Origin of the sequence: Luteibacter sp., from assembly GCF_009912395.1 — a bacterium.
Taxonomy (GTDB): Bacteria; Pseudomonadota; Gammaproteobacteria; order Xanthomonadales; family Rhodanobacteraceae; genus Luteibacter.
Window position 1 is genome coordinate 42,010 of the sequence record NZ_WNDO01000020.1, and the last position, 22,898, is coordinate 64,907.

Annotated in this window: 22 protein-coding genes and 1 tRNA gene; 18 read left to right on the forward strand and 5 right to left on the reverse strand. The window is 65.6% G+C overall.

The genetic code is table 11. From position 1 onward, the window contains the following. Window positions 1-179: 179 nt before the first annotated feature. Both GAK28_RS17150 and fdxA read left to right on the forward strand, forming a co-directional pair. Window positions 180-255, forward strand: a tRNA-Glu gene (locus GAK28_RS17150). 26 nt (window positions 256-281) lie between these two features. Next, window positions 282-605 carry a ferredoxin FdxA gene (gene fdxA, locus GAK28_RS17155; RefSeq protein WP_291781895.1) on the forward strand — a complete coding sequence of 108 codons (324 nt, stop codon included), beginning with the start codon at window positions 282-284 and terminating at the stop codon, window positions 603-605. Between the two features lie 116 nt (window positions 606-721). On the opposite strand, the gene GAK28_RS17160 is transcribed toward fdxA, so the two are convergent. Both GAK28_RS17160 and dapA read right to left on the reverse strand, forming a co-directional pair. Next, entirely contained in the window at window positions 722-1,309 is a 588-nt protein-coding gene (locus GAK28_RS17160; protein ID WP_291781898.1) for a hypothetical protein, read from the reverse strand. 38 nt (window positions 1,310-1,347) lie between these two features. Further along, window positions 1,348-2,241, reverse strand: a complete 894-nt coding sequence (gene dapA, locus GAK28_RS17165; RefSeq protein WP_291781901.1) for a 4-hydroxy-tetrahydrodipicolinate synthase — start codon at window positions 2,239-2,241, stop codon at window positions 1,348-1,350. Window positions 2,242-2,403: 162 nt separating this feature from the next. Between dapA and GAK28_RS17170 the strand changes: the two genes are divergently transcribed. From GAK28_RS17170 to GAK28_RS17195, 6 genes are all read left to right on the forward strand, one after another. Next, on the forward strand, window positions 2,404-2,979 hold the full coding sequence (locus GAK28_RS17170; protein WP_291781903.1) for a glycine cleavage system protein R: 576 nt from the start codon (window positions 2,404-2,406) through the stop codon (window positions 2,977-2,979). Between the two features lie 22 nt (window positions 2,980-3,001). Continuing rightward, window positions 3,002-3,463 (forward strand): peroxiredoxin, encoded by a 462-nt coding sequence (locus GAK28_RS17175; RefSeq protein WP_291781906.1) that lies wholly within the window; start codon window positions 3,002-3,004, stop codon window positions 3,461-3,463. A gap of 82 nt (window positions 3,464-3,545) precedes the next feature. Continuing rightward, window positions 3,546-4,928: a PhoH family protein gene (locus GAK28_RS17180; RefSeq protein ID WP_291781909.1), complete on the forward strand. Its 1,383-nt coding sequence runs from the start codon at window positions 3,546-3,548 to the stop codon at window positions 4,926-4,928. Window positions 4,929-4,988: 60 nt separating this feature from the next. After that, window positions 4,989-5,279, forward strand: a complete 291-nt coding sequence (locus GAK28_RS17185) for a GIY-YIG nuclease family protein (protein WP_291781912.1) — start codon at window positions 4,989-4,991, stop codon at window positions 5,277-5,279. A gap of 470 nt (window positions 5,280-5,749) precedes the next feature. Beyond that, window positions 5,750-6,523, forward strand: a complete 774-nt coding sequence (gene thiD / locus GAK28_RS17190; RefSeq protein ID WP_291781915.1) for a bifunctional hydroxymethylpyrimidine kinase/phosphomethylpyrimidine kinase — start codon at window positions 5,750-5,752, stop codon at window positions 6,521-6,523. A 101-nt stretch (window positions 6,524-6,624) separates the two neighbouring features. Then, window positions 6,625-7,551 carry an aspartyl/asparaginyl beta-hydroxylase domain-containing protein gene (locus GAK28_RS17195; RefSeq protein ID WP_291782063.1) on the forward strand — a complete coding sequence of 309 codons (927 nt, stop codon included), beginning with the start codon at window positions 6,625-6,627 and terminating at the stop codon, window positions 7,549-7,551. Window positions 7,552-7,672: 121 nt separating this feature from the next. Here GAK28_RS17195 and GAK28_RS17200 read toward each other — a convergent pair whose 3' ends face one another. The 3 genes from GAK28_RS17200 to grxC all read right to left on the reverse strand — a co-directional run bounded on the left by GAK28_RS17200 (window position 7,673) and on the right by grxC (window position 9,483). Continuing rightward, the gene (locus GAK28_RS17200; RefSeq protein WP_291781917.1) at window positions 7,673-8,695 is read right to left on the reverse strand and encodes an isocitrate dehydrogenase; all 1,023 of its coding nucleotides are present in this window, start codon (window positions 8,693-8,695) and stop codon (window positions 7,673-7,675) included. Window positions 8,696-8,821: 126 nt separating this feature from the next. Next, the gene (locus GAK28_RS17205) at window positions 8,822-9,214 is read right to left on the reverse strand and encodes a carboxymuconolactone decarboxylase family protein (RefSeq protein WP_291781920.1); all 393 of its coding nucleotides are present in this window, start codon (window positions 9,212-9,214) and stop codon (window positions 8,822-8,824) included. Beyond that, the gene (gene grxC / locus GAK28_RS17210; protein WP_291781923.1) at window positions 9,214-9,483 is read right to left on the reverse strand and encodes a glutaredoxin 3; all 270 of its coding nucleotides are present in this window, start codon (window positions 9,481-9,483) and stop codon (window positions 9,214-9,216) included. Before grxC ends, GAK28_RS17205 begins: the two co-directional genes overlap by 1 nt. Window positions 9,484-9,645: 162 nt before the next feature. Here grxC and GAK28_RS17215 point away from each other — a divergent pair, with 162 nt between their 5' ends. From GAK28_RS17215 to ppk1 (GAK28_RS17260), 10 genes are all read left to right on the forward strand, one after another. Beyond that, on the forward strand, window positions 9,646-11,274 hold the full coding sequence (locus GAK28_RS17215) for a M48 family metalloprotease (RefSeq protein ID WP_291781926.1): 1,629 nt from the start codon (window positions 9,646-9,648) through the stop codon (window positions 11,272-11,274). A gap of 106 nt (window positions 11,275-11,380) precedes the next feature. Next, window positions 11,381-12,070 (forward strand): phosphate regulon transcriptional regulator PhoB, encoded by a 690-nt coding sequence (phoB, locus tag GAK28_RS17220; protein WP_166949978.1) that lies wholly within the window; start codon window positions 11,381-11,383, stop codon window positions 12,068-12,070. A 233-nt stretch (window positions 12,071-12,303) separates the two neighbouring features. Next, window positions 12,304-13,416, forward strand: a complete 1,113-nt coding sequence (phoR, locus tag GAK28_RS17225) for a phosphate regulon sensor histidine kinase PhoR (protein ID WP_291782066.1) — start codon at window positions 12,304-12,306, stop codon at window positions 13,414-13,416. Between the two features lie 104 nt (window positions 13,417-13,520). Further along, the gene (gene ppk1 / locus GAK28_RS17230; RefSeq protein ID WP_291781933.1) at window positions 13,521-15,596 is read left to right on the forward strand and encodes a polyphosphate kinase 1; all 2,076 of its coding nucleotides are present in this window, start codon (window positions 13,521-13,523) and stop codon (window positions 15,594-15,596) included. Further along, window positions 15,593-16,738, forward strand: a complete 1,146-nt coding sequence (locus tag GAK28_RS17235; protein WP_291781935.1) for a glycosyltransferase — start codon at window positions 15,593-15,595, stop codon at window positions 16,736-16,738. The genes ppk1 (GAK28_RS17230) and GAK28_RS17235 overlap by 4 nt, the downstream gene beginning before the upstream one ends. Continuing rightward, window positions 16,735-17,235: a hypothetical protein gene (locus GAK28_RS17240; protein WP_291781938.1), complete on the forward strand. Its 501-nt coding sequence runs from the start codon at window positions 16,735-16,737 to the stop codon at window positions 17,233-17,235. Before GAK28_RS17235 ends, GAK28_RS17240 begins: the two co-directional genes overlap by 4 nt. A 95-nt stretch (window positions 17,236-17,330) precedes the next feature. Next, window positions 17,331-18,848 (forward strand): Ppx/GppA phosphatase family protein, encoded by a 1,518-nt coding sequence (locus GAK28_RS17245; protein ID WP_291781941.1) that lies wholly within the window; start codon window positions 17,331-17,333, stop codon window positions 18,846-18,848. Window positions 18,849-18,919: 71 nt separating this feature from the next. Next, the gene (locus GAK28_RS17250; protein ID WP_291781943.1) at window positions 18,920-19,642 is read left to right on the forward strand and encodes a peptidylprolyl isomerase; all 723 of its coding nucleotides are present in this window, start codon (window positions 18,920-18,922) and stop codon (window positions 19,640-19,642) included. Next, on the forward strand, window positions 19,639-20,367 hold the full coding sequence (locus tag GAK28_RS17255) for a UDP-2,3-diacylglucosamine diphosphatase (protein WP_291781947.1): 729 nt from the start codon (window positions 19,639-19,641) through the stop codon (window positions 20,365-20,367). Before GAK28_RS17250 ends, GAK28_RS17255 begins: the two co-directional genes overlap by 4 nt. Window positions 20,368-20,638: 271 nt before the next feature. Beyond that, the gene (gene ppk1 / locus GAK28_RS17260) at window positions 20,639-22,798 is read left to right on the forward strand and encodes a polyphosphate kinase 1 (RefSeq protein ID WP_291781950.1); all 2,160 of its coding nucleotides are present in this window, start codon (window positions 20,639-20,641) and stop codon (window positions 22,796-22,798) included. Window positions 22,799-22,898: the final 100 nt, after the last annotated feature.

Sequence of the window (22,898 nt, forward strand, 5' to 3'; positions counted from 1 at the left end):
GTTGTGGTCCTGGCGGGCGCCAAGGCGTCCGGTCAAGTGGCTCCCGACCGGCGGCCCGTGTCAGGTTCGAATGGGTTAAATGTAACGAATTCGCCGCCATCCGACGACCCGGAAAAAAAACCATTGCCGAGCATCGGAAGTTGGGTATACTAGCGCGCTTCGTACTCTTGGTACGACCCGCTCCCTTCGTCTAGTGGTCTAGGACACGGCCCTCTCAAGGCTGGAACACGAGTTCGAACCTCGTAGGGAGCGCCACTTTCTTTCGGCGTCGAACCTCTCGCATGACCTTTGTCGTCACCGACAACTGCATCAAGTGCAAGCATACGGATTGCGTAGAGGTTTGCCCCGTCGATGCCTTCCACGAAGGCCCGAACTTCCTGGTCATCAATCCGGACGAGTGCATCGACTGCACCCTCTGCGAACCTGAATGCCCGATCAACGCCATTTATCCGGAAGACGATGTTCCCGGCGGCCAGGAGGTGTTTGTGGCGTTGAACGCCGATCTGGCGAAGGAATGGCCTGTTCTGACGGTGAAGAAGGACAGCCTCCCCGACGCCAAGGAATGGGAAAACAAGCCAGACAAGCTCCCCCTCCTCGAGCGCTGACCACGGCAACCCTATTCAAGAGAACGGCCTGACGGCCGTTTTTTTATGCCTGCCGGAAACGCACGCAAAAAAAAACGCCGCCCGGAGGCGGCGTTTTTGATTCACGACAAGGTGAATTACTTGGCGCCCAATCGCGACTTCAGTGCATCAACTACGCGACGCACGCCATCGGCGTCGCCCTGTGCACGAACTTCGCTGCCATTGCCGCTGGCGTTGATGGTGACCACCACGTTGCGGGTCTTGCCGCCGCCCGACTTGGACGACGACGCACTATCGGCGTCACGGTTCTTGCCGCCACCGAACATCCGGCGGAACAGGCCCGGCTTTTCGGTGGGCATGCCACCGTTGACCGCCACCTGGTACGTATGGGACGTGTCGTCATGGGCGGTCACGCTACCCAGGTCGCCCACGCTCAGTGCCTCGCCGATGCGGCGATAGGCGGCGTCGGCGTCATCGGCCAGCACGAAACCGTCGGACACGGGCGCCACGACATCCGCACCGCCGGCACCCGCACCGGAGCCAACGTCCGGAATGACCAGCGCGGCGCTCGTCGACGGGGTATCGAGGCCCGGCGGGATTTCCAGCGGAGCTTCCTGCTGGGCCCTCTCCCAATCCTTCTTGGAGCGGAACGCGCCGCAACCGGAGACGACCAGGACGGACAGGAGCAGTGCCGGGACGACCAGCGCGTACGAGGTTTTCTTCATGAACGAGAGTTCCGTTGGATCCGTTGAATGGAAAGGCTTCAGGCGGCAGACGCCAATGGTGCCAGAGCCGCGAGCGTTTCGCGCACCTTCGCCAGCGCCGGACCCGCCTCCAGTTCCACCAGGGGCAGGCGCGGTGCCGCCAGACCCAGTCCCAGCGCGGCCAGGCCGGCCTTGACGGGAATCGGGTTCGGTGCGCAGTTCAGGGCGTCGATCAGAGGGGCCAGACGGGCCGCGGCAGCCGCCGTGCGCTGGGCGTCACCCGAACGGGCGACGTCGCAGAACTCACGGAAAGGCCCCGGCACGAGGTTGGCCACCACCGAAATGGTGCCCGCGGCGCCGGCAAGCATGGCCTGGTGGGCCGAACCGTCGTCGCCGCTGAGGTAGACGAAATCCGGGCGCACAAGTTCCGCGATGGCCTTGATTCGCTCCGCATCGCCCCGGGCTTCCTTGATGCCGACGATGGCTGGATGGTCGCGCAGCACCGCCACCGTCTCCGGCGCGATGTCGCAGCCCGTGCGCGGCGGCACGTTATAGAGGATCACCGGCAAGCCACCCGCGTCCGCGACGGCCAGGAAATGGCGACGGATGCCCTCCTGGGTGGGGCGGACATAGAACGGGGCCACGACCAGGGCCGCATCGGCACCCAGCTCCTTCGCCAGGCGCGTGGTGGCGATGGTCTTGGCCGTGCCCGCCTCGCCCGTGCCGGCGATGACCGGGATGCGTTTATCTACGTGCTTCACCGCGAAGGCGAGCAGGCGTTTGTACTCGTCGTGCTCGAGGAAGTGTGACTCGCCCGTCGAGCCCGCGACGACCACGGCCTGGGTGCCGCCAGCCAGCTGCTGGTCGAGCAGTCGGCCGAACGCGTCGAGATCGAGGGAACCGTCGGCGGCGAACGGCGTCGCCAGCGCGGTGATGCTTCCGGAGATATCCAAGGTGAAACCCGTTGAGTAACCAGCGCTTCGCATGTTACCGGGGAGCCCCCTACACGTCCATTCGGCCTCTCCCGACCGTTTTTCCTGCCGAGCTTGCTAGTGCAGGACACGCCCCGTTAAGCTCGGGCCCGTAGCGACGCCCCGCGCCCCGCGGGTCGCGCCATGGGTAGTGAAGCCTTGAATCGTTCCGCAGCACGCAGCGTCACCACCGATAACCAGCTCCTCATCTCGACGCTGTCGCCGGCGCACCGCGCGCCGATCCTCGCGCTGGCCAAGCGCATCGCCGACTCCGGCTGCAACCTCGCTGACGCCCGTGTCTCCACCATCGGCAACGACACCTCCGTGATGCTGCTGGCCTCCGGCTCGTGGGACGCCGTCGCCAAGCTGGAAACCGCCTTGGGCAAGCTCGCCCGCGATGAGGACCTGCAGATCGTCCATTACCGGACGGCGCCGCGCGAACCCACCACCCACCTGCTGCCCTACCTGGTCGAGGTGATCGCCGCCGACCGGCCGGGCATCCTGGTCAAGATCATCGAGTTCTTCTCCCGTCGCGACATCAGCGTGGAGCAGCTCTCGTCGATGCGTTACCAGGCGATGCAGACCGGCGCCGAGATGTTCCAGGCGCAGATCACCATCGGCATTCCGTCGGAGACCCATATCGCGGCGCTGCGCGACGACTTCCTCGAGCTTTGCGATGGCCTCAACCTCGACGCCATCATGGACCCGGTGAAATTCTGAACGGACACCAAGAAATCTACGCATGATCGGCAAGGGCAAGAAAGTACCAAAACTCGAAGGCACGCTCGGCGACGGCAGCACCCTGTCGCTGTCCTCCCTCTCCGGCCGCTGGGTCGTGGTGTTCTTCTATCCCAAGGACAGCACCCCGGGCTGCACCAACGAGGCGAAGGATTTTCGTGACCTCTATGCGCAATTCCAGGCCCGCGGCGCCGAAGTGATCGGCGTCTCCCGCGACTCGGTGCGCTCGCACGCGAATTTCGCGACCAAGCACGAGCTGCCCTTCCCGCTCGTATCCGACGCCGACGAAGCCTGGTGCCAGGCCTTCGACGTCATCCACGAGAAAGTGCTCTACGGCAAGCGCTACATGGGCGTGGTCCGCAGCACCTTCCTCATCGGCCCCGACGGCAAGCTCGCCGCCGAGTGGCGGGGCGTGAAGATCCCCGGCCACGCGCAGGCCGTCCTCGAGAGTGTTCCCACCGCGTGACGGATACCGCGTCACGCGGCTCCCTCCCCCGGCCGTCGCCGCGCGGCCGGGTATCGCAACCTCCGCATGAGGTCACTTCCGCATGAACGGAAGCAAGCGCATCTACGCCCTCGATACCAACGTGCTGCTGCACGATCCGACGTCGTTGTTCCGCTTCGAGGAGCACGACGTGTTCATTCCGATGACGGTGTTGGAGGAACTCGACGAGAAGAAGAAAGGCGGCTCCGAGGTTTCGCGCAACGGCCGCCAGGTCAGCCGCTTCATCAACGAGCTGATCGAGCGTGGCGGCAACCTGAAGGACGGACTCGAACTGGCCAATCCGCAGGGCATCAAGCTCAAGCGCGGCGCGGTGGGCAGACTGTTCTTCCAGCAGCGGACGACCCACGGCAACGGCAAGGCAGACAACCAGATCCTCGCCTCCGTCATCGACCTGCGCGATCAGTTCCCGGACAGGCCGGTGATCCTGGTCACCAAGGACATCAACCTGCGCATCAAGGCCTCGATCTTCGGCATCGACGCCGAGGATTACGAGAACGACCGCGCGCTGGACGACTTCGCCCTGCTGTTCACGGGCACGGAGCAGCTGCCCGAGGATTTCTGGACGAAGCATCCGGAACTGCGCTCCTGGAACGAGCGCGGCCGCACCTATTACGAGATGGATGTCCACGAGGACGAGCCCTGGTATCCGCACCAGTGCCTGTACATGCCCGGCGAGAACGACGTCGAACTGCGCGTGCTGGAGATCACCGGCGACGAGGATGCGCGTCGGGTAAAGCTGGTGCTGTTGGACGACCACAGCCATGCCGCGCATGGCGTCTGGGGTATCGCGGCGCGTAATCGGGAGCAGAACTTCGCGCTGAACCTGCTGATGGACCCGGACGTCGATTTCGTCACCCTGCTCGGCACCGCCGGCACGGGCAAAACCCTGCTGGCCCTCGCGGCCGGCCTGGCCCAGGTGATGGATCAGCAGCGTTATCGCGAGATCATCATGACCCGCGCCACGGTGTCCGTGGGCGAGGACATCGGCTTCCTGCCCGGCACGGAGGAAGAAAAGATGACCCCGTGGATGGGCGCGCTCACTGACAACCTCGAGGTGCTCGCCAACCCCGAAGAGGGCGGATCCTGGGGGCGCCAGGCCACCAACGACCTGCTCGCTTCACGTGTGAAAATTCGTTCGCTGAACTTCATGCGCGGACGCACTTTCCTCAGCCGCTACCTCATCATCGACGAGGCGCAGAACCTGACGCCGAAGCAGATGAAGACGCTGATCACGCGCGCGGGTCCCGGCACCAAGATCGTTTGCCTGGGCAACGTGGAGCAGATCGACACGCCTTACCTCACCGAGACCACGTCCGGCCTCACCTATGCGGTGGACCGCTTCAAGATGTGGTCGCATTCGGGGCATATCACGCTGCGGCGCGGTGAACGGTCGAGACTGGCGGATTTCGCTTCCGAGGCGCTGTAAACAAGCACTACGGCCGCGGGCATGGAGCTCGCGGCCTTCTACTGACAGGGAGTTTTTTTCGTGGAACGGATTCCGTGCGTCTATCTGCTGGTCAGCGGCCGGAACGGCACGCTGTACCTCGGCGTTACCAGCGACCTGGTCAAACGGGTCTGGCAGCATCGAGGGAAGTTTGTTGATGGGTTCTCCGCCAGATACGGAGCTAGCCGCCTTGTATGGTTCGAGACGCATCCGACCATGGAGGCGGCGATCTTGCGGGAAAAACAGCTCAAGGCGTGGAAGCGCGCTTGGAAGCTGGAACTGATCGAAGGTGAAAACCCGACCTGGAGCGATCTGTACCCTGATCTTTGCTGACTCGGCGCGGGAGTCCCGTCGCTCCAGCGCCCCGGCTCACCAGCAGCGCCTCGACGCCTCATCGACCCTTGTGTAGACGGCGCACTCGCGAAAACCTACCGCACCGCACTGGGTCCCTGCTTTCGCAGGGACGACGTGAGGCACCACACGACACCGTCGTTCCAGCGCACGCTGGAACCCAGCGCCCCGGTTCACCAGCATCGCCTCGACGCCTCATCGGCCATTGTGTAGGCGGCGCACCCGCGAAAACCCACCACATCGCACTGGGTCCCTGCGTTCGCAGGGACGACGTGAGGCACCACACGACACCGTCGTTCCAGCGCACGCTGGAACCCAGCGCCTCGGTTCACCAGCATCGCCTCGACGCCTCATCGGCCTTTGTGTAGGCATCGCGCTGGGTCCCTGCTTTTGCAGGGACGACGTGAGGCATCATCGTTGTATCCGTGAATCCCAAACCCCAGAAGCCGCCCATGTCGACAAAGCCCAACACCCTCACCATCGCAGGCTCCGACTCCGGCGGCGGCGCTGGCATCCAGGCCGACCTGAAGACCTTCCACTCCCTCGGCACCCACGGCCTCACGGCGATCACCGCCGTCACGTCGCAGAACACCCGAGGCGTCACAGCGATCCACCCCGTTCCTGTGGCGCATATCCGCAGCCAGATCGACGCCGTGTTCGACGACTTCCCCATCGCCACCGTGAAGACCGGCATGCTTGGCAGTGCGGCAGTTACCCGGCTAGTCGCCAGGGAGATAGCCCGGCGCAAACCCGCGTGGCTGGTGGTCGATCCGGTGATGGTCTCCACCAGCGGCACCCGCCTGCTCGACGACGACGCGCTTGGCGCGCTGGTCGAGCGGCTCATTCCCCTGGCCGACGTTTTCACTCCCAACCTGCCCGAGGCGGAGGCTCTGCTCGGGCGCTCTATCGGGAGGGCCGTGGATGAAGCCGGAGCCGACCTCCTCGCCCTCGGCGCCGCGGGCGTCCTGCTCAAGGGCGGCCATGGCAAGGGCCGGGTGCTGGTGGATCGGTACTACGACGCCAGCGGCGTCATCGAATTCCACCACGACCGCCTGCCCCTGGAAGGTCACGGCACGGGCTGCACCCTGGCCTCGGCCGTGGCCGCCGGCCTTGCCAAGGGCAAATCGCCGCACGCCGCTGTCCGCGCGGCCATCGCATGGCTGGACAAGGCCTTGCGACGCTCCTGGCGCGCCGGTAGCGGCACGGCGCACGTGCTGGGGCACTGAGGGCGGAGTATCCTATCGGCGTTGATACAGGCCGTTTCCGGCCGCACGTATCGCCTGTCTATGCCGAGTCCGATTCCATGAATTTCCTGGGACCCCGCTTCATCGTCCTCTATGTGCTGATCCTGTTCGTGCTTTGCGTGCTGCTGGTCCACCTGCGTGGTCGTTCGCGCCTGCGCTTCAGTCGCCAGCTCGTGGACCACTCGGCCGTGTTCGCGCCGTACAACCTGCTGATGTACGCGTTCTCGGCCGTGCCGGCGCGCCCGATCCTCGATCGTCGCGGCTTCCCGCAGCTCGACCTGCTCCAGGACAACTGGCAGGCGATCCGCCAGGAAGCCATGCACCTGTTCGACGAAGGCTTCATCCGTTCGGCCGAAAAGCACAACGACGCCTCGTTCAACTCCTTCTTCAAGCAAGGCTGGAAGCGCTTTTACCTGAAGTGGTACGGCGAGCCGCTGGCTTCCGCCGAGGCCCTGTGCCCTGAGACGGTGAAGCTACTCAACTCGATCCCCAGCGTGAAGGCCGCGATGTTCGCCCTCCTCCCGCCGGGCAGCAAGCTCAACCCGCACCGCGACCCGTTCGCCGGCTCATTGCGCTATCACCTCGGCCTCATCACGCCGAACTCCGACGACTGCCGCATCTTCGTCGACGGCGAGATGCATGCCTGGCGCGACGGCAAGGACGTGGTGTTCGACGAGACCTACGTGCACTGGGCCGAGAATCGCACCGACCAGACCCGCGTGATTCTTTTCGCCGACGTGGAACGCCCGTTGAAGAGCCGCCTGATGACGGCGGTGAACAAGCGTGTCGGCGCCTTCATGGGCTCCATCACCGCGTCGCCGAACAGCGACGACGGCAAGGAACAGGTGGGCTTCGTCAATCGCATGTTCGCGCTGAACCAACGCAGCCGCGAGCGCTCGCGTCGGTTCAAGAAATCGAATCCGAAGCTGTTCCGCGTGCTGAAGTACATCGGCATCGTGCTGGCGATCTGGGTGATCTTTCTTGCGCCGTATCCGTTTGTGCGGGGGTGATGCTTCGCAGGGGTCGCGCGCGAGGCGCGCTCCTACAGGGGAGCGTCTGTACCTGATCGGTCGAGGATTGCGCGCGACCGCCCCAAAAAAAAGCCCCGCTTTCGCGGGGCTTTTTGTTTCATTACGCCGTGGCGCGGATGCGCTCGACGATGGCGTCACCGAAGGTGTCGGTGGTACCGGTGCCGCCGACGTCCGGCGTGGTGCGGTCGCGGGCGTTCATCACGTCGCTGATGGCGTTGCGCAGGCGGGTGGCCTTGGCGACCATGTCGAGGTGGTCGAGCATGTCGGCCGCGGCCAGCAGCAGCGCGCAGGGATTGGCCTTCTTCTGGCCGGCGATGTCCGGAGCCGAACCGTGCACGGCTTCGAAGATGGCCGCGTCCTTGCCGATGTTGGCACCCGGGGCCAGGCCCAGGCCGCCGACGAGACCGGCGCAGAGGTCGGAGAGGATGTCGCCGAACAGGTTCGTGGTGACGATCACGTCGAACTGGTACGGGTTCATCACCAGCTGCATGCAGGCGTTGTCGACGATCATTTCCTGGAACTCGAGGTCCGGGAAGTCCTTCGCCACTTCACGCGCCACGTCGAGGAACAGGCCCGACGAGGTCTTCATGATGTTGGCCTTGTGCACCGCCGTGACCTTCTTGCGGCCCTTCTGCTTGGCCATTTCGAAGCCGTAGCGACAGATGCGCTCCATGCCCGGGCGGGTGTTGCGGATCACCGACACGGCGACTTCGTTCTCGCCGGTGCCTTCGCGCGTCTGGCCTTCGGCCATGTACGCACCCATGGTGTTCTCGCGCACCGTGATGATGTTGATGTTGTCGTAGCGCGCCTTGGTGCCCGGGAAGCTGATCGCCGGACGGACGTTGGCGTAGAGGTCGAACTTGCGACGCAGCGTGACGTTGATCGAGGTGAAGCCACCGCCGATCGGGGTGGTCAGCGGGCCCTTCAGCGCCACGGTGTGCTTGGCGATGGCGTCGATGGTGCCCTGGGGCAGCAGGTCGCCGTGCTTCTCGAGGGCCACCATGCCGGCGTCCACGAAATCGTAAGTGAGGCCACAGTCGAGGGCATCGAGGACGCGGATGGTCGCGTCCATGATTTCGGGACCGATACCGTCGCCGGGGATAACGGCAATGGTCTTGCTCATGGGGATACTCCTGAAGGGAAGCGGGTCGCGGGAGCGCACGCGGGGGCGTGCGCGGGGAGAAAAATCGCCTGATTATCGGCGATCCGGCCCACTTCCTTCAAGGATGCCGCCCCATGGGGCGGCGACTCAGGCCTTGGCGTGGTCGGCGCAGCAGGCCGCGTCAGAGGCCTCGCCGCCTTCCAGCGAGTCGAGGAAATCGACCGCGCGGCGCAGGTGCGGGATTACGATGGAACCGCCCACGACCAGGCCCACGCTGAAGACCTCGAAGAACTCGTCGCGGGTCACGCCGGCTTCCTTGCACTGCGCCACGTGGTAGCTGACGCAGTCGTCGCAGCGCAGCACCATCGAGGCCACCAGGCCCAGCATCTCCTTGGTTTTGACGTCCAGGGCACCTTCGCGGTAGGTCTGGGTGTCCAGCGCGAAGAAGCGCCGCACGACCTGGTTGTCCTCGGCCAGGATGCGTTCGTTCATCCGCTTGCGGAACGCGGTGAACTCCTCCACGCGGTTGTCGCCGGCCATCAGTGCGCGGCCCCGAGGATCTCGGCCAGGCGGCCGCTGCGATCGGCGGCGGCGAGGTCATCGAAACCGCCCACGTGGGTGCCATTGATGAAGATCTGCGGCACCGTGCGGCGGCCACCGCTCTTCTCCAGCATCGCGTCGCGCTGGGCCGGATCGGTGTCGATGCGGACCTCGTTCCAGCCCAGGCCCTTGGCCTTGAGCAGGTTCTTGGCGGCCACGCAGTAGGGGCAGACAGCGGTGGAATAAATGGTGATGTCGGGTGTGGACATGGTGCCGTTTCTCTGAAAACGTCGATGGGGCAGAAAATGGCCCCGGATCGCCTATTTTACAAGGCTGGCGAACCCCTGCGCAGTCCTGTTGTCCAACCCGGCCCAGGCTCCCCCGGAAGGGCGGTCAACCGGTCTTCAGGTAATGGTATCGTCGTCGGACCTATGCGCACGTTCCTGCCCCGTATCGCCCTTTTCGCCGCCACCACCGCCGCCACCTTCGCGGCCGGGGCGCAGGACAATATCCGCCTGCCCGACCTGGGCAGTTCGGCCAACGCGCTGATCAGCCCGCGCGAAGCCGACCAGTACGGCGCCATGATGCTGCGCCAGATGCACGCACTGGACATGATCGTCGACGACGCGCTGCTCGACCAGTACATCAACGACCTGGGCTTTCGCCTGGTCGCGGCCAGCGAACGTCCGAAGGACCACTTCACCTTCTTCATCGTGCGCGATACCCAGATCAACGCCTTCGCGGCGCCGGGTGGCTACGTGGGCGTGAACGCCGGCCTGATCAACATCACCAACACCGAAAGCGAGTTGGCGGGTGTCATGGCGCACGAAATCGGCCATATCAACCAGAACCACCTCTATCGCGCCTTCGAGGATTCGAAGAAAAGCGCCCCGCTCATGGCCCTGGTGCTGCTGGGCGCGATCGCGGCGGGTGTCGGCGGCGGTGGCGACGCAGCTCCCGCCGTGCTCATGGGCGGCCAGGGCCTGCTGATGCAAAAGCAGATCAACTTCACCCGCAAGGACGAAGCCGAAGCCGATCGCGTCGGCATCCAGACCCTCGGCAACGCAGGCTTCGACCCGGAAGCCATGGCGGATTTCTTCGGCCGCATGCAGGACACCCTCCGCGTCGGCCAGGGCGAGGAAGCATTGCCCGCCCTCCTCCAGACCCATCCCGTGACCCTGACGCGCATCAGCGAAGCCAAGGCGCGTGCGCGTACGCTGGAAGAAAAGCTCGCCACCCGCCCCAGTCAGCCCACGCTGGACAAGGCCTCCTGGGAAAAAAGCACCGCGCCGGTCCTGTACGTGAAGGACCCCACCACGCTGGTCACGGCAGGCGGCAAGGTCGCGCCCAACAGCGCTGCAGACACTTATGCCCTGATGCGCGAGCGGGTCCGCGTGCTATCCGGCGACGTGCAGCAGCTGTCCACGTTCTACGCCACCAATCTCAAGCGCAAGGACTTCGACACGGCGGCCAATCGCTATGGTTACGCGCTGACGTTGATCAAGACCAATCACGGCAGCCAGGCCGTTGAGCAGTTGCAACCACTTCTGGCCAGCCAGCCCAACAGCCTCGTGTTGCGCCTGACCATGGCTGACGCCTATGTGGATGCCGGTCGCAACAGCGATGCCATGGCGATCTACAAATCACTGCACGCCAATTCGCCGCGCAACAAGGCGGTCATCCTCGGCTATGCCAAAGCGCTTGCCGGCACGGGACGCACCGACGACGCCCGTGCCGCCGCGACGATGATGCGCCCCCTGCTCGACGACAGCGACGATCCGGAATTCTTCCGCACCTACGCACTCGCCAGCGAGCGTTCGGGCGACAGCGTGCGTGCTGCCGAGGCGTATGCCGATAGCGCATATCTGGCAGGTCGGCCGTTCGACGCCATGGAGCAGCTACGCCGCCTGCTAAAACGCGACGACCTGGATTACTACCAGCGCTCGCGCATCCAGGCCCGAATCAGCGACCTGACGCCGCTACTGATGGAATTGCGCAAGAAGCGGGTGGCCACGGACGACAACCCGGATGGCCGCAGCCAGTGGGTTCCGACGCCGTAAAACATCGTCGCAGTCACAATTGAGACCCTAATTGTGACGATTGTCATTGCCGTGTAACACAGCATGGCTGCAATATGACCGTCACAGCCAACGAGCGGTCCCAAGCGTGCACAAGCGCATTCTTATCGTGGAAGACGAAGCTTCGATTCGCGACATGGTCGCCTTCGCGCTTCGCAAGGCGGGTATGGACGCGGCTCACGCCGCCGATGCCCGCGCCGCCCAGATGGCCATCTCCGAGCGGGTCCCCGACCTGATCCTGCTCGACTGGATGCTTCCCGGCACCAGCGGCCTGGAACTGGCCCGTCGCCTGCGTCGCGAGGAGCTGTCCCGGGAAATCCCGATCATCATGCTCACCGCGCGCGGCGAGGAGATGGATCGGGTGAATGGCCTGGAGGCCGGGGTCGACGACTACGTCATCAAGCCGTTCTCCACACGCGAGCTCATCGCCCGCATCAAGGCGGTGCTCCGCCGCAGCCAGGGCGACGACGGCTCGGGCGTGGTGGAACTGGGCGGCCTGCGCATCGACGGACCCGCCCACCGCGTGTTCGCGGGCGAGGAAGCCGTGCCCATCGGCCCCACCGAGTACCGCCTGCTGTTCTTCTTCATGACCCACCCCGAGCGCGTGTACTCGCGAGCGCAGTTGCTCGACCACGTGTGGGGCGGCAGCGTGTACGTGGAGGAGCGCACGGTCGACGTCCATATCCGCCGTCTGCGCAAGACGCTGGAACCGTGGAAGCTCGACGAGATGGTCCAGACCGTCCGTGGCGCGGGTTACAGGTTCTCCGCCAATACCTAGGCTAGCGCGGGGTCGCCGCGCTATGGTGGCAACACCAGACCGTCAACGGCCGCTCCGACATGCCCCCTAGTAGTTTCCTGACTTCCTGGCGACTGCCCGTCGCGTGTGCCGCCCTGCTCGTGCTGGGCGGCATCGCCGGTGCGCTGGCGGAGGCGACCCTGGCCGGCGTGACATGCGTCGCCGTCGTGGAAATCGTCGTTCTGCTGTCGCTGTTCCGTCACAAGTCGGGGCCAATGTTGCAAACACCCACAACGCCCCATCCTGAGCATGACCGTCTGATGACCCGCACCCGCCGTATCGCTTCCCGCCTGCGCGACCTGCGCAGCGCGGCCGGGACCCTTCCCGACGCGGTGGTCCTGCTGGACCACTCGCAGCACGTCCGCTGGTTCAACCATGCGGCGGAGGAACTGCTCGGCCTGAAGCGGACGCGCGATCGCGGCCGTCTGATGGGCGAGCTGCTGCGCAACACGGAACTCACCGAATGGTGGGCCGAAGGCGCGCGCGAGCCGCTCAACGACGTCACCGCCCCCGGTCATCCCAACCGTCATGTGACAGCCACGCTGCTGCCGTTCGGCAGCCGCCAGCGTCTGTTGCTGGCCCGTGATACCAGTCACCTGACCCGGCTGGAACAGATCCGCCGCGACTTCGTGGCGAACGTGTCGCACGAGCTGCGCACGCCGCTGACCGTCATCCACGGCTACCTCGAACTGCTCGATCCGGAAGACGTGCCCGAACTGGCGCCCGTGCTCGACGAGATGCGCGCCCAGTCCAAGCGCATGGGCCAGATCGTGGAAGACCTGCTCACCCTGTCGCGCCTGGAAACCCAGGACCACGTGGCGGAAGAACACGTGCAGATGGCGCCTCTGCTGGCCAGCCTGCGCAAGGAGGCCGAGGCGCTGAGCCAGGGCCGCCATACCGTGTCGCTGGATATCTCCACCCCATTCGACCTGATGGGTTCGCCGAAGGACCTGCACAGCGCCTTCTCCAACCTGGTCAGCAACGCGGTGCGCTACACCCCGACGGGCGGCCGCATCGCCATCCGCTGGTCGCAGACCGACGACGGCGCCACGTTCGCGGTGCAGGACTCCGGCTTCGGTATCCCTGCCGCCCATATCGCCCGCCTTACCGAACGCTTCTATCGCGTTTCATCGAGCCGTTCGCGCGACTCCGGTGGTACCGGCCTGGGCCTGTCCATCGTCAAGCACGTGCTGAACCTGCACCAGGCCCGCCTCTCCATCGAGAGCGAGCCGGGCAAGGGCTCGACCTTCGCCTGTGTTTTCGGCAGCGAGCGCCTCGTGGACGGCAGCCGGCCGCCGCAGGAGCTGGCTGGCGCGGCGGGTATCTAAACGGATCCATGGCGGACGCCCGCCGCCGTCTTGCTGCGTCGCCGCTTTCCGGCATCATGGCCGCTACGTCACCATCGGCTGTCGTGAAAGGAAAAGCGAAAAGAATGAGCGAGTCTGTCGACCTCGGAGCCTCCGGCCTTTACATCAACCGGGAGCTGTCGGCGCTGGAATTCAACTTCCGGGTGCTCGCGCAAGCGCGCGACCCGGACGTTCCCGTCCTCGAACGGCTGCGTTACCTGACCATCGTCAGCAACAACCTCGACGAATTCTTCGAGGTGCGTGTCGCCGTGCTCAAGCACAAGCACGCGCTGGGTGCCGCCACGCCGGGCGCCGATGGGCTGTCCTCGGGCGACATCCTCTCGCGCATCCGCGAGCGTGCGCTGGAGCTGGTGGCCGAGGTCTACACCATCTGGCACGAGGAACTCGGCCCCGCGCTGGAAGACGAAGGCATCCGCTTCCTCACCCGCGACCGCTGGACGGACAAGCAGCGCCGCTGGCTGCTGGGCTACTTCCAGAACGAGATCATGCCGGTGCTTTCGCCGCTGGGGCTCGATCCGGCACATCCCTTCCCGCGCATCCTCAATAAGACGCTCAACCTTGCCGTGGTCCTCAAGGGCCGCGACGCGTTCGGCCGCGAAGGCCACATGGCTCTCGTGCGCGCGCCACGTTCGCTGCCCCGCATCATCCACGTGCCTGCCGAGGTCTCCGAGAACGACGGCGATTTCGTCTTTCTCGCCGAAGTGCTTCAAGCCTTCGCCGACGAAATTTTTCCTGGCTTCGAGGTCTGCGCCAGTTACCAGTTCCGCGTCACCCGCAACAGCGAACTGGTGGTGGAGGAAACCGAAGTCGAGAACCTCGCTCGCGCGCTCAGCGAAGAACTGGCCGGACGCGGTTATGCGCGGCCCGTGCGCCTGGAGGTCGGTGCCGACTGTCCGCGCGCGATCACCGAGATGCTGATCGACAACTTCCAGCTGGAAGAACACGACGTCTACCGCTGCGACGGGCCGGTCAACATCATCCGCGCCGGTCTGATCTACGACCAGGTCGATCGCCCGGAGCTGAAATTCCCGCGCTTCACCCCGCGCCTGTGCCCTGCCTTCGGCAAGGGCGTGAACGAGTTCGACGTGCTGGGCACGCGCGACGTGCTGCTTCACCACCCCTACGAGTCCTTCGCCTCGGTGGTGGAACTGCTCCACCGCGCCTCGCAGGACCCGGGCGTGCTGGCGATCAAGCAGACCCTCTACCGCGCCGGCAAGGACTCCGCGCTGGTCGACCTGCTGGTGGAAGCCGCGCGTAACGGCAAGGACGTCACCGTGGTGATCGAGCTGCGCGCCCGCTTCGACGAGGAGGCCAATATCGGTCTGGCCAATCGCCTGCAGGAAGCCGGCGTGCAGGTCGTTTACGGCGTGGTGGGCTACAAGACCCACGCCAAGATGCTGCTCATCGTGCGCCGCGAGGGCAGCGGGCTGCGCCGCTACGTGCACCTGTCCACCGGCAACTACCACCAGGGCAACAGCCGGGGCTACACCGACATCGGCCTGATGACCTCCAACCCGGAGATCGGCGAGGACATCCACAAGGTATTCCAGCAGCTGTCAGGCCTGGGCCCGATGATCCAGCTCAAGCGCCTGCTACATTCGCCCTTCACCCTGTACAGCGGCGTGATGGCGAAAATCGAACGCGAGATCGAGCACGCGAAGAACGGCCGCCCCGCGCGCATCGTCGCCAAGCTCAACGCACTCAACGAGGCCCATGTGGTGGAGGCGCTGTATCGCGCATCCATCGCTGGCGTCAGCATCGACCTCATCATCCGCGGCGCCTGCACGTTGCGACCGGGGATCAAGGGCGTATCGGAGAACATCCGCGTGCGCTCCATCATCGGCCGCTTCCTGGAACACAGCCGCGTGTACTGGTTCGGCAACGATGGCGAGCCCGAGCTTTACTGCGCCAGCGCGGACTGGATGGAACGCAACCTCATGCGCCGCATCGAGATCGGCGTGCCCATCCTCGAACCCGACCTGGCCAAGCGCGTCTACGACGAGACGCTCGACAACTACCTGCGCGACAACACGCAGGCCTGGGCCCTCGGCGCGGACGGGCGCTACACGCGCTGCGAGCCGGCCACGGGCGAACTTCCCCACAGCGCCCAGCAGGCGCTGCTCGCCCACTACAGCACATGACACGACGCATCCTATTTCTCTCGGTCTCCGCCGGTGCCGGCCATGTACGCGCGGCGGACGCGCTCGAAGCCACGGTGAAGAGCCTCGCCGACGAAGGCCGCGACATCCAGGCGAAGCACCTGGATGTCATGGACTACGTGCCCTCCAGCTTCCGGCGCATCTACGCCGATTTCTACCTGAGCCTGATCACCCGCTATCCGCGACTGTGGGGCATGCTCTACCGCATCACCGAGGACACGCGCCCCGACGCCGTGACCCAGCGCATGCGCCGCACCATCGAGCGCCTGAACACGCGTCGCCTGCGCGCGGCCATCGCGGACTTTGCACCGGACGCCATCGTCTGCACGCATTTCCTGCCAGCAGAGATGCTGATGCGGCAGATCCGCAAGGGACGCGTCACGGCCCCGGTGTACCTCCAGGTGACCAACTTCGACCTGCACCGCATGTGGGTGGTGCCGGAGATGACCGGCTACTTCGCGGCCAGCCCGGAGATCGCGCACCGCATGCGCGCCGTGGGCCTGCCGACGGACCGCGTCCACACCAGCGGCATCCCGGTGATGCCGGCCTTCGCCGAAACCCACGATCGTCGCGAGATCGCCACTTCGCTCGGCCTGGATCCCGATCAGCCCACCTATCTCGTGATGGGCGGCGGCGCCGGTGTCGGCGCACTCGACGAACTGGCTGACACCCTGCTCTCCGAGACCGAGGGTTTCCAGCTGATTGTGCTGGCGGGGCGCAATACCGAGATGCTCGAACGACTGCGCAAGCTCGCCACCGGGCGCCATGCGGGGCGCCTGTTCCCACAGGGTTTCACGCGCCAGGTCGAACGCCTGATGGCGTGCAGCGATCTCGCCATCACCAAGCCGGGCGGCCTCACCACGTCCGAATGCCTGTCGATGGGCCTGCCGATGATCGTCAATGCGCCGATCCCGGGACAGGAAGAACGCAACGCCGATTACCTGCTCGAACAGGGTGCGGCGTGGAAGGCCATCGACGGCGTGGCCCTGGCCTGGCGCCTGCGTGCGCTGCAGGAAGACCCTGGGCGCCTGGCCGCCATGGCGACGCGAGCCCGCGCCATCGGTCGACCGCATGCCGCCCGGGCCGTCATCGATACCGTGCTCGCCCGACTGGACGGCGCATGAGCCATTCGCCCCGCCGCCGCATCGCCTCCGTCCTGGCGACCGCGGCGTTCGCCTTTCTGCTGGCCTTTTTCTTCGCCCATGTGGAAGTGGAGATCGAGGGCCCGCATGGCTGGGCCACCAGCCTGCCGACCTGGCGCATCGAGAACCACTGGCTGCTCGACCTGCTTTGGGGCGGTCGCCCGATGACGGGGTACCACGCCTGGGTCTTTCCCTTCATTGCCCTGTTCTTCCACTTCCCGATGATCTTCCGGGGCTTCTGGAGCTGGCGCGCGCAGGTCCGGATCATCGCCTGCATCATGCTGTTCTGGGTGGCCGAGGATGGCCTGTGGTTCATCCTGAATCCCGCCTTCGGGCTGGCCCGATTCAACCCCGAGAACGTGCCCTGGCACCGTCACTGGTGGGGTCCCGCACCCACGGACTACTGGGTGTTCGGCTTCCTGTGCATCCTGCTGTTCGCGTTGTCGGCCATGCCCAAGAGCCGGAAACGGTCTCCGTAGGAGCGCGCTTGCGCGCGATCGCGCGCAAGCGCGCTCCTACAATGAACGAGCGATGCGTGCCAGAATTCCCGACATAGTTGCTGCGGACATTTCCCTTGCCCACATCAGGTAAATCCCAGATCAACGAAGGCGAACTGCTCGCCGCCGTCGACCTGGGCTCCAACAGCTTCCACATGGTGGTGGCCCGCTACGAACACGGCGAACCCCGCGTCATCGACCGCCTGCGCGATTCCGTCCGCATGGCGGTGGGCCTGCGGCCGGACGGCACCCTCGACGCGAACCATCGCGCCGCCGCGCTGGCGAGCCTCGCCCGCTTCGGCCAGCGCATCGCGGGCATCCCTGCCCTGCACGTGCGCGCCGTGGCCACCAACACCGTGCGGCGCCTGGCCTCGCCCCATGCCTTCCTGTCGGCCGCCGAGGCCGCCCTGGGCCATCCGGTGGAAATCGTCTCCGGTCGCGAGGAAGGCCGCCTGATCTTCCTGGGCGCCTCGCACGACCTGCCCGCCTCGCGTGACCATCGCCTGGTGATCGATATCGGTGGCGGCAGCACGGAATTCATCATCGGCCGCGGCACCTCGCCGCTGCACACCGAAAGCGTGCAGGTCGGTTGCATCGCCTCCACGATGCGCTTCTTCCCGGGCGGCAAGATCACCCGCAAGCGCTGGCAGAAGGCCCGCCGCGAAATCGGCGTGCTACTCCAGCAGTTCGCCGAGGAGTACCGCGAAGCCGGCTGGGCGGATGCCTATGGCTCCTCGGGTACGGCCAAGTCCATCGGCTCGGTCGTGCGCGCCATGAAGCTTTCCGACGACGGCGTCACGCCCGAAGCACTGGCCGTCGTCCGCGAAGCCCTGATCGAGCAGGGATCGTCCGGCGTGCTGAAACTGCCGGGGCTTGCCGAGGACCGCGCCGAGGTGTTCGCCGGCGGCGTCGCCATCTTCGAGGCGGCGTTCGAAGCCCTGGGCATCGAACGCCTGCGGGTCTCGGAAAGCTCCATGCGCGAGGGCCTGCTGTGGGACCTGATCGGCCGTTCGGCCGGTACGGACCCGCGCATGGCCAGCATCGACTCGCTGGCCAGCCGCTACGGCGTGGACCGCGCCCAGGCCCGGCGCGTGGAAACCACCGCCCTGTCGCTGTTTGACCAGCTCGCCAAGGTCTGGAAGCTCGACGACGATGGCCGTGAATGGCTCGCCTGGGCCGCCCGCGTGCATGAGCTGGGCCTGGCCATCGCACACAGCCAGCACCAGCGGCACGGCGCCTACATTCTTCGCCACGCCGACATGGCGGGCTTCTCGCGGCAGGAACAGCAACTGCTGGCCGCCATCGTCGAGTGCCACCGTCGCAAGCCCGAGAAGTCCGTGATCTCCGCCCTGCCTGTGCGCTATCGCATGCTGGCCCGGCATATCACGGCCATCCTGCGCCTGGGCGTGCTGTTCCGCCGTGCCCGCCGGGCCGAGGCCCTGCCCCGGATCCGCGTCGCCGCCACCCGCCAGCGTCTGCGCCTGTCGCTGCCTGCCGACTGGCTCGACCAGCATCCGCTCACCGAGGCCGACCTCGACCAGGAGCGCGAACCCATGGCCGAACTGGGCCTGGAACTCGAAATCGTCACCGAATGAGTCAATTCAGGGCAGCCTGTGCAAACGGGCGTATCATGGCGGGATTGTTCAGCCGTAAGCGCCGGTCACCCATGCTCAGAGCCGCCCTCGCCAGCCTCCTCCTCGTCCTGCCGGCCGCCTCCATGGCCCAACAGGCGGCCAAGCCGGCCACGCCGGCCCAGCAAGGCCCGGTCGAGCACCCGCGGGTGACGATGCATACCACCCAGGGCGACTTCACGATCGAGCTTTACCCGGAGAAGGCGCCCAAGAGCGCCGCCAACTTCCTCCAGTACGTGCGCGACGGCTTCTACGACGGCACCGTGTTCCATCGTGTCGTGGACGGCTACATGGTGCAGGGTGGCCTCTACAGCCGCGACCTCACCCAGCGCCGCACCCGCGCGCCGATTCCCAGCGAGGCCGATAACGGCCTGTCGAACCTGCGCGGCACCGTGGCCGTGGCGCGCGGTGCCGACGCCAATTCCGGCACGTCGCAGTTCTTCGTGAATCTCGTGGACAACCGCCGCCTCGACTATGTCAGCAACCAGAGCGGCCTCACCTGGGGTTTCGCGGTGTTCGGCAAGGTCGTTTCCGGCATGGACACCGTCGACAAGATCGCCAAGCTGCCGACCCGTGCGCAGGGCCCCTTCGTCGGCGACGTGCCCAACCCGCTCGTGATCATCGATTCGGCCTATGTCGTGGGCGAAGAGAAGGCCGCTCCGGCCGCCGCATCGAGCAGCAAGGCGCCCGCCGCCGAGCCGGCCAAGCCAGCCGCGCCGAAGAAGGCCGACAAGAAGAACGACAAGAAGGCCACATGAGCACGCTGTTCATCGCCGACCTGCACCTCGACGACGCGCGCCCCCAGATCACCGAACTGTTCGAACGCTACCTCGCGTCCGACGAGGCCCGCGCGGCGTCCGCCTTCTACATTCTCGGCGACCTCGTGGAAGCCTGGATCGGCGACGACGACGATGCTGCCCTTCCCACACGCATTGCGAAAGCCACGCGATCGCTACGCGACAGCGGCGTGCCCGTGTACTTCATGGTTGGCAACCGTGACTTCCTGCTTGGGGAAGCCTTCGCCGAACGCGCCGGCCTGACCTTGCTGGAGGACGGCACCGTCCACGACATCGAAGGCAAGCCGACCCTGCTCATGCATGGCGATGTGCTGTGCACCGACGATGTCGCCTATCAGGCCGTGCGTGCGCAGGTGCGCACCGACGCATGGAAGCAGCAGATCCTCGCCATGCCTCTGGAGGCACGTCGTGCCTTCGCCGCCAAGGCGCGCAGCGACAGCAAGTCGAAGACCGGCAGCACCGACGAAACCATCATGGACGCGAACCAGGGCGCGGTCGAAGACACCATGCGCAAGGCCGGCGTGCATCGGCTGGTGCATGGGCATACGCACCGCCCCGCCATCCACGATTTCCCGCTCGACGGCGTAGCGGCGCAACGCATCGTGCTGGGTGACTGGTACGACCACGGTTCCGTCTTGCGCATCGATGGCGATGCGGTGGAACTGCGCGGATTGCAGACGAACTGACCTCGTCGCACTAACCGATTGCCCGGCGCTGGGTCCTTAGCTTTCGCAGGGACGACGAGCTGAAGGACGCCGCACCTTCACCTACCGTCGTTCCTGTGAAAACAGGAACCCAGCGCCCCGGTCCACCTGCCTGCGGAAGCGCCGCATCGGCCTTTTCACGCCGATTTCCCGCCACCATGTCATTCCGATGTAAAAGCGCAGTCATAAGCTCGCTGGGCGGCGTAACATGGGTTCGTCGCGATCTGCGATGAGGACCGCTGCCCTGGATACGATGACGCCCCCCACCGAGTCGAACGCCACGCTCAAGGCCCCCGCGCCCCGCCTGCCCGCTCCGCCGGAACAGCCCGGTGTCGATCTCAACGACCCTGCGCTGTACATCCACCGCGAGCTGTCGCAGCTGCAATTCAATATCCGCGTGCTCGACCAGGCCCTGGACGAAACCAAGCCGCTGATCGAGCGCCTGAAGTTCCTGCTGATCTTCTCGTCCAACATGGACGAGTTCTTCGAGATCCGCGTAGCCGGACTCAAGCAACAGATCGCCTTCGATCACGAGGTGATCGGTGCCGACGGCATCCCGCCGCGCCGCGTACTTGCCGAAATCTCCGAGATCGCCCACCGGCAGATCGAGCGCCAGTACCAGATCCTCAACGAGAAGATCCTTCCCGCGCTGGAAGAGGAAGGCATCCGCATCGTCCGGCGTAACCAGTGGTCGCACAAGCAGAAGCTGTGGGTGCGCCGTTATTTCCGGCACGAAGTTGCGCCGCTCATCACGCCGATCGGCCTCGATCCCACGCATCCGTTTCCGCGTTTGGTCAACAAGAGCCTCAACTTCATCGTGCAACTGGAAGGCACCGACGCCTTCGGTCGCGATTCGGGCCTGGCCATCGTGCCCGCCCCGCGCATCCTGCCGCGCATCATCCGCCTGCCGCCCGATGTCTGCGAGGACGGCGACAACTACGTGCTGCTGTCGTCGATCATCCACGCCCACGCGGACGACCTGTTCCCCGGCATGCGCGTGCTGGGCTCGTACCAGTTCCGCCTGACCCGCAACGCCGATCTCTCGATCGATCCGGAAGACGTGGAAGACCTCGCCCGCACCCTGCGCGGCGAACTCTTCTCGCGCCGCTATGGCGACGCCGTGCGCCTGGAAGTGGCCGACAACTGTCCGAAACCGCTGGTCGACTACCTGCTCAAGCAGTACTCGCTCGACGCCGATTCACTCTACGAAGTGAACGGGCCGGTGAACCTCGCCCGCCTGTTCGAGATGACGCTGAAGCCGGACTACGCGCGGCTGCAGTTTCCCACCTTCGTGCCCGCGCTGCCGAAGGCGCTGGCCGACGCGGAGGACATGTTCTCCGTCATCGGCAAGCAGGACGTGCTGCTTTACCACCCGTTCGAGTCGTTCTCGCCGGTGGTGGATTTCCTTCGCCAGGCGGCGAAGGATCCGCAGGTGCTGACCATCAAGCAGACGCTTTACCGCAGCGGCGCCAACTCCGAAATCGTCGACGCGCTGGTGGAAGCCGCACGCGCGGGCAAGGAAGTCACCGCCGTGGTCGAGCTGCGCGCACGCTTCGACGAGGAATCCAACCTGAGCCTGGCCTCGCGCCTGCAACAGGCCGGCGCCGTGGTCACCTACGGCGTGGTGGGCGTGAAGACGCACGCCAAACTGGCCTACGTGCAGCGTCGCGAGAACGGCAAGCTGGTGAGCTACGCCCACCTGGGCACCGGCAACTACCATTCCGGCAACGCGCGCCTTTACACCGACTACAGCCTGCTCACCTCGGACGAGGCACTGTGCGACGACGTGCACCGCCTGTTCCGCCTGCTCACCGGCATGGGCAAGGCACTGAAGATGAAGCGCATGCTCTATGCGCCGTTCACGCTGAAGAAGACCCTGCTCGACCTGATCGCTCGCGAGGCGGCCCATGCCGCCGCCGGCAAGAAGGCCGAGATCATCTGCAAGGTCAACGCGATCACCGACCCGAAGATGATCCGCGCGCTATATCGCGCCAGCCAGGCCGGCGTGAAGGTGGAACTGATTGTGCGTGGCATGTGCTGCCTGCGTTCGGGCATCCCCGGCGTGTCGCAGAACATCCGCGTACGCTCGGTGGTGGGCCGCTTCCTGGAGCACAGCCGCGTGTACTGGTTCCATAACGACGGCGAACCGGACCTGTACCTGGCCAGCGCGGACATGATGGAACGCAACCTCGAACGCCGCGTGGAAACCTGCTTCCCCATCGAGGGCAAGAAGCTCCAGCAGCGCGTGCGCCGTGAGCTGGATTTCTACCTCAACGACAATCACTCGGCGTGGTTGCAGCAGGCGGATGGCGCCTATGTGCTACTGCAGCCCGCCAGCGGCCAACCGATGCGCGATGCGCAGACGCAGCTGCTGGAGCGCTTCGGCGTCATCGCCGCTCCGCAGCCGGCTTGATGGAAACCCTGTAGGAGCGCGCTTGCGCGCTCCTACATCAAGCTAATGGCGTGGCGATGCACTTGTAGGAGCGTGCTTGCACGCGATCCGCGGCAGCGGC

What these genes read in the sequence shown, in the direction of transcription:
- fdxA (WP_291781895.1), top strand. Translation starts at nt 282, where the DNA reads ATGACCTTTGTCGTCACCGACAACTGCATCAAGTGCAAGCATACGGAT.
- GAK28_RS17160 (WP_291781898.1), bottom strand. Translation starts at nt 1,309, where the DNA reads ATGAAGAAAACCTCGTACGCGCTGGTCGTCCCGGCACTGCTCCTGTCC.
- GAK28_RS17170 (WP_291781903.1), top strand. Translation starts at nt 2,404, where the DNA reads ATGGGTAGTGAAGCCTTGAATCGTTCCGCAGCACGCAGCGTCACCACC.
- GAK28_RS17175 (WP_291781906.1), top strand. Translation starts at nt 3,002, where the DNA reads ATGATCGGCAAGGGCAAGAAAGTACCAAAACTCGAAGGCACGCTCGGC.
- GAK28_RS17180 (WP_291781909.1), top strand. Translation starts at nt 3,546, where the DNA reads ATGAACGGAAGCAAGCGCATCTACGCCCTCGATACCAACGTGCTGCTG.
- thiD (WP_291781915.1), top strand. Translation starts at nt 5,750, where the DNA reads ATGTCGACAAAGCCCAACACCCTCACCATCGCAGGCTCCGACTCCGGC.
- GAK28_RS17200 (WP_291781917.1), bottom strand. Translation starts at nt 8,695, where the DNA reads ATGAGCAAGACCATTGCCGTTATCCCCGGCGACGGTATCGGTCCCGAA.
- GAK28_RS17205 (WP_291781920.1), bottom strand. Translation starts at nt 9,214, where the DNA reads ATGGCCGGCGACAACCGCGTGGAGGAGTTCACCGCGTTCCGCAAGCGG.
- grxC (WP_291781923.1), bottom strand. Translation starts at nt 9,483, where the DNA reads ATGTCCACACCCGACATCACCATTTATTCCACCGCTGTCTGCCCCTAC.
- GAK28_RS17215 (WP_291781926.1), top strand. Translation starts at nt 9,646, where the DNA reads ATGCGCACGTTCCTGCCCCGTATCGCCCTTTTCGCCGCCACCACCGCC.
- phoR (WP_291782066.1), top strand. Translation starts at nt 12,304, where the DNA reads ATGTTGCAAACACCCACAACGCCCCATCCTGAGCATGACCGTCTGATG.
- ppk1 (WP_291781933.1), top strand. Translation starts at nt 13,521, where the DNA reads ATGAGCGAGTCTGTCGACCTCGGAGCCTCCGGCCTTTACATCAACCGG.
- GAK28_RS17235 (WP_291781935.1), top strand. Translation starts at nt 15,593, where the DNA reads ATGACACGACGCATCCTATTTCTCTCGGTCTCCGCCGGTGCCGGCCAT.
- GAK28_RS17240 (WP_291781938.1), top strand. Translation starts at nt 16,735, where the DNA reads ATGAGCCATTCGCCCCGCCGCCGCATCGCCTCCGTCCTGGCGACCGCG.
- GAK28_RS17250 (WP_291781943.1), top strand. Translation starts at nt 18,920, where the DNA reads ATGCTCAGAGCCGCCCTCGCCAGCCTCCTCCTCGTCCTGCCGGCCGCC.
- GAK28_RS17255 (WP_291781947.1), top strand. Translation starts at nt 19,639, where the DNA reads ATGAGCACGCTGTTCATCGCCGACCTGCACCTCGACGACGCGCGCCCC.
- ppk1 (WP_291781950.1), top strand. Translation starts at nt 20,639, where the DNA reads ATGACGCCCCCCACCGAGTCGAACGCCACGCTCAAGGCCCCCGCGCCC.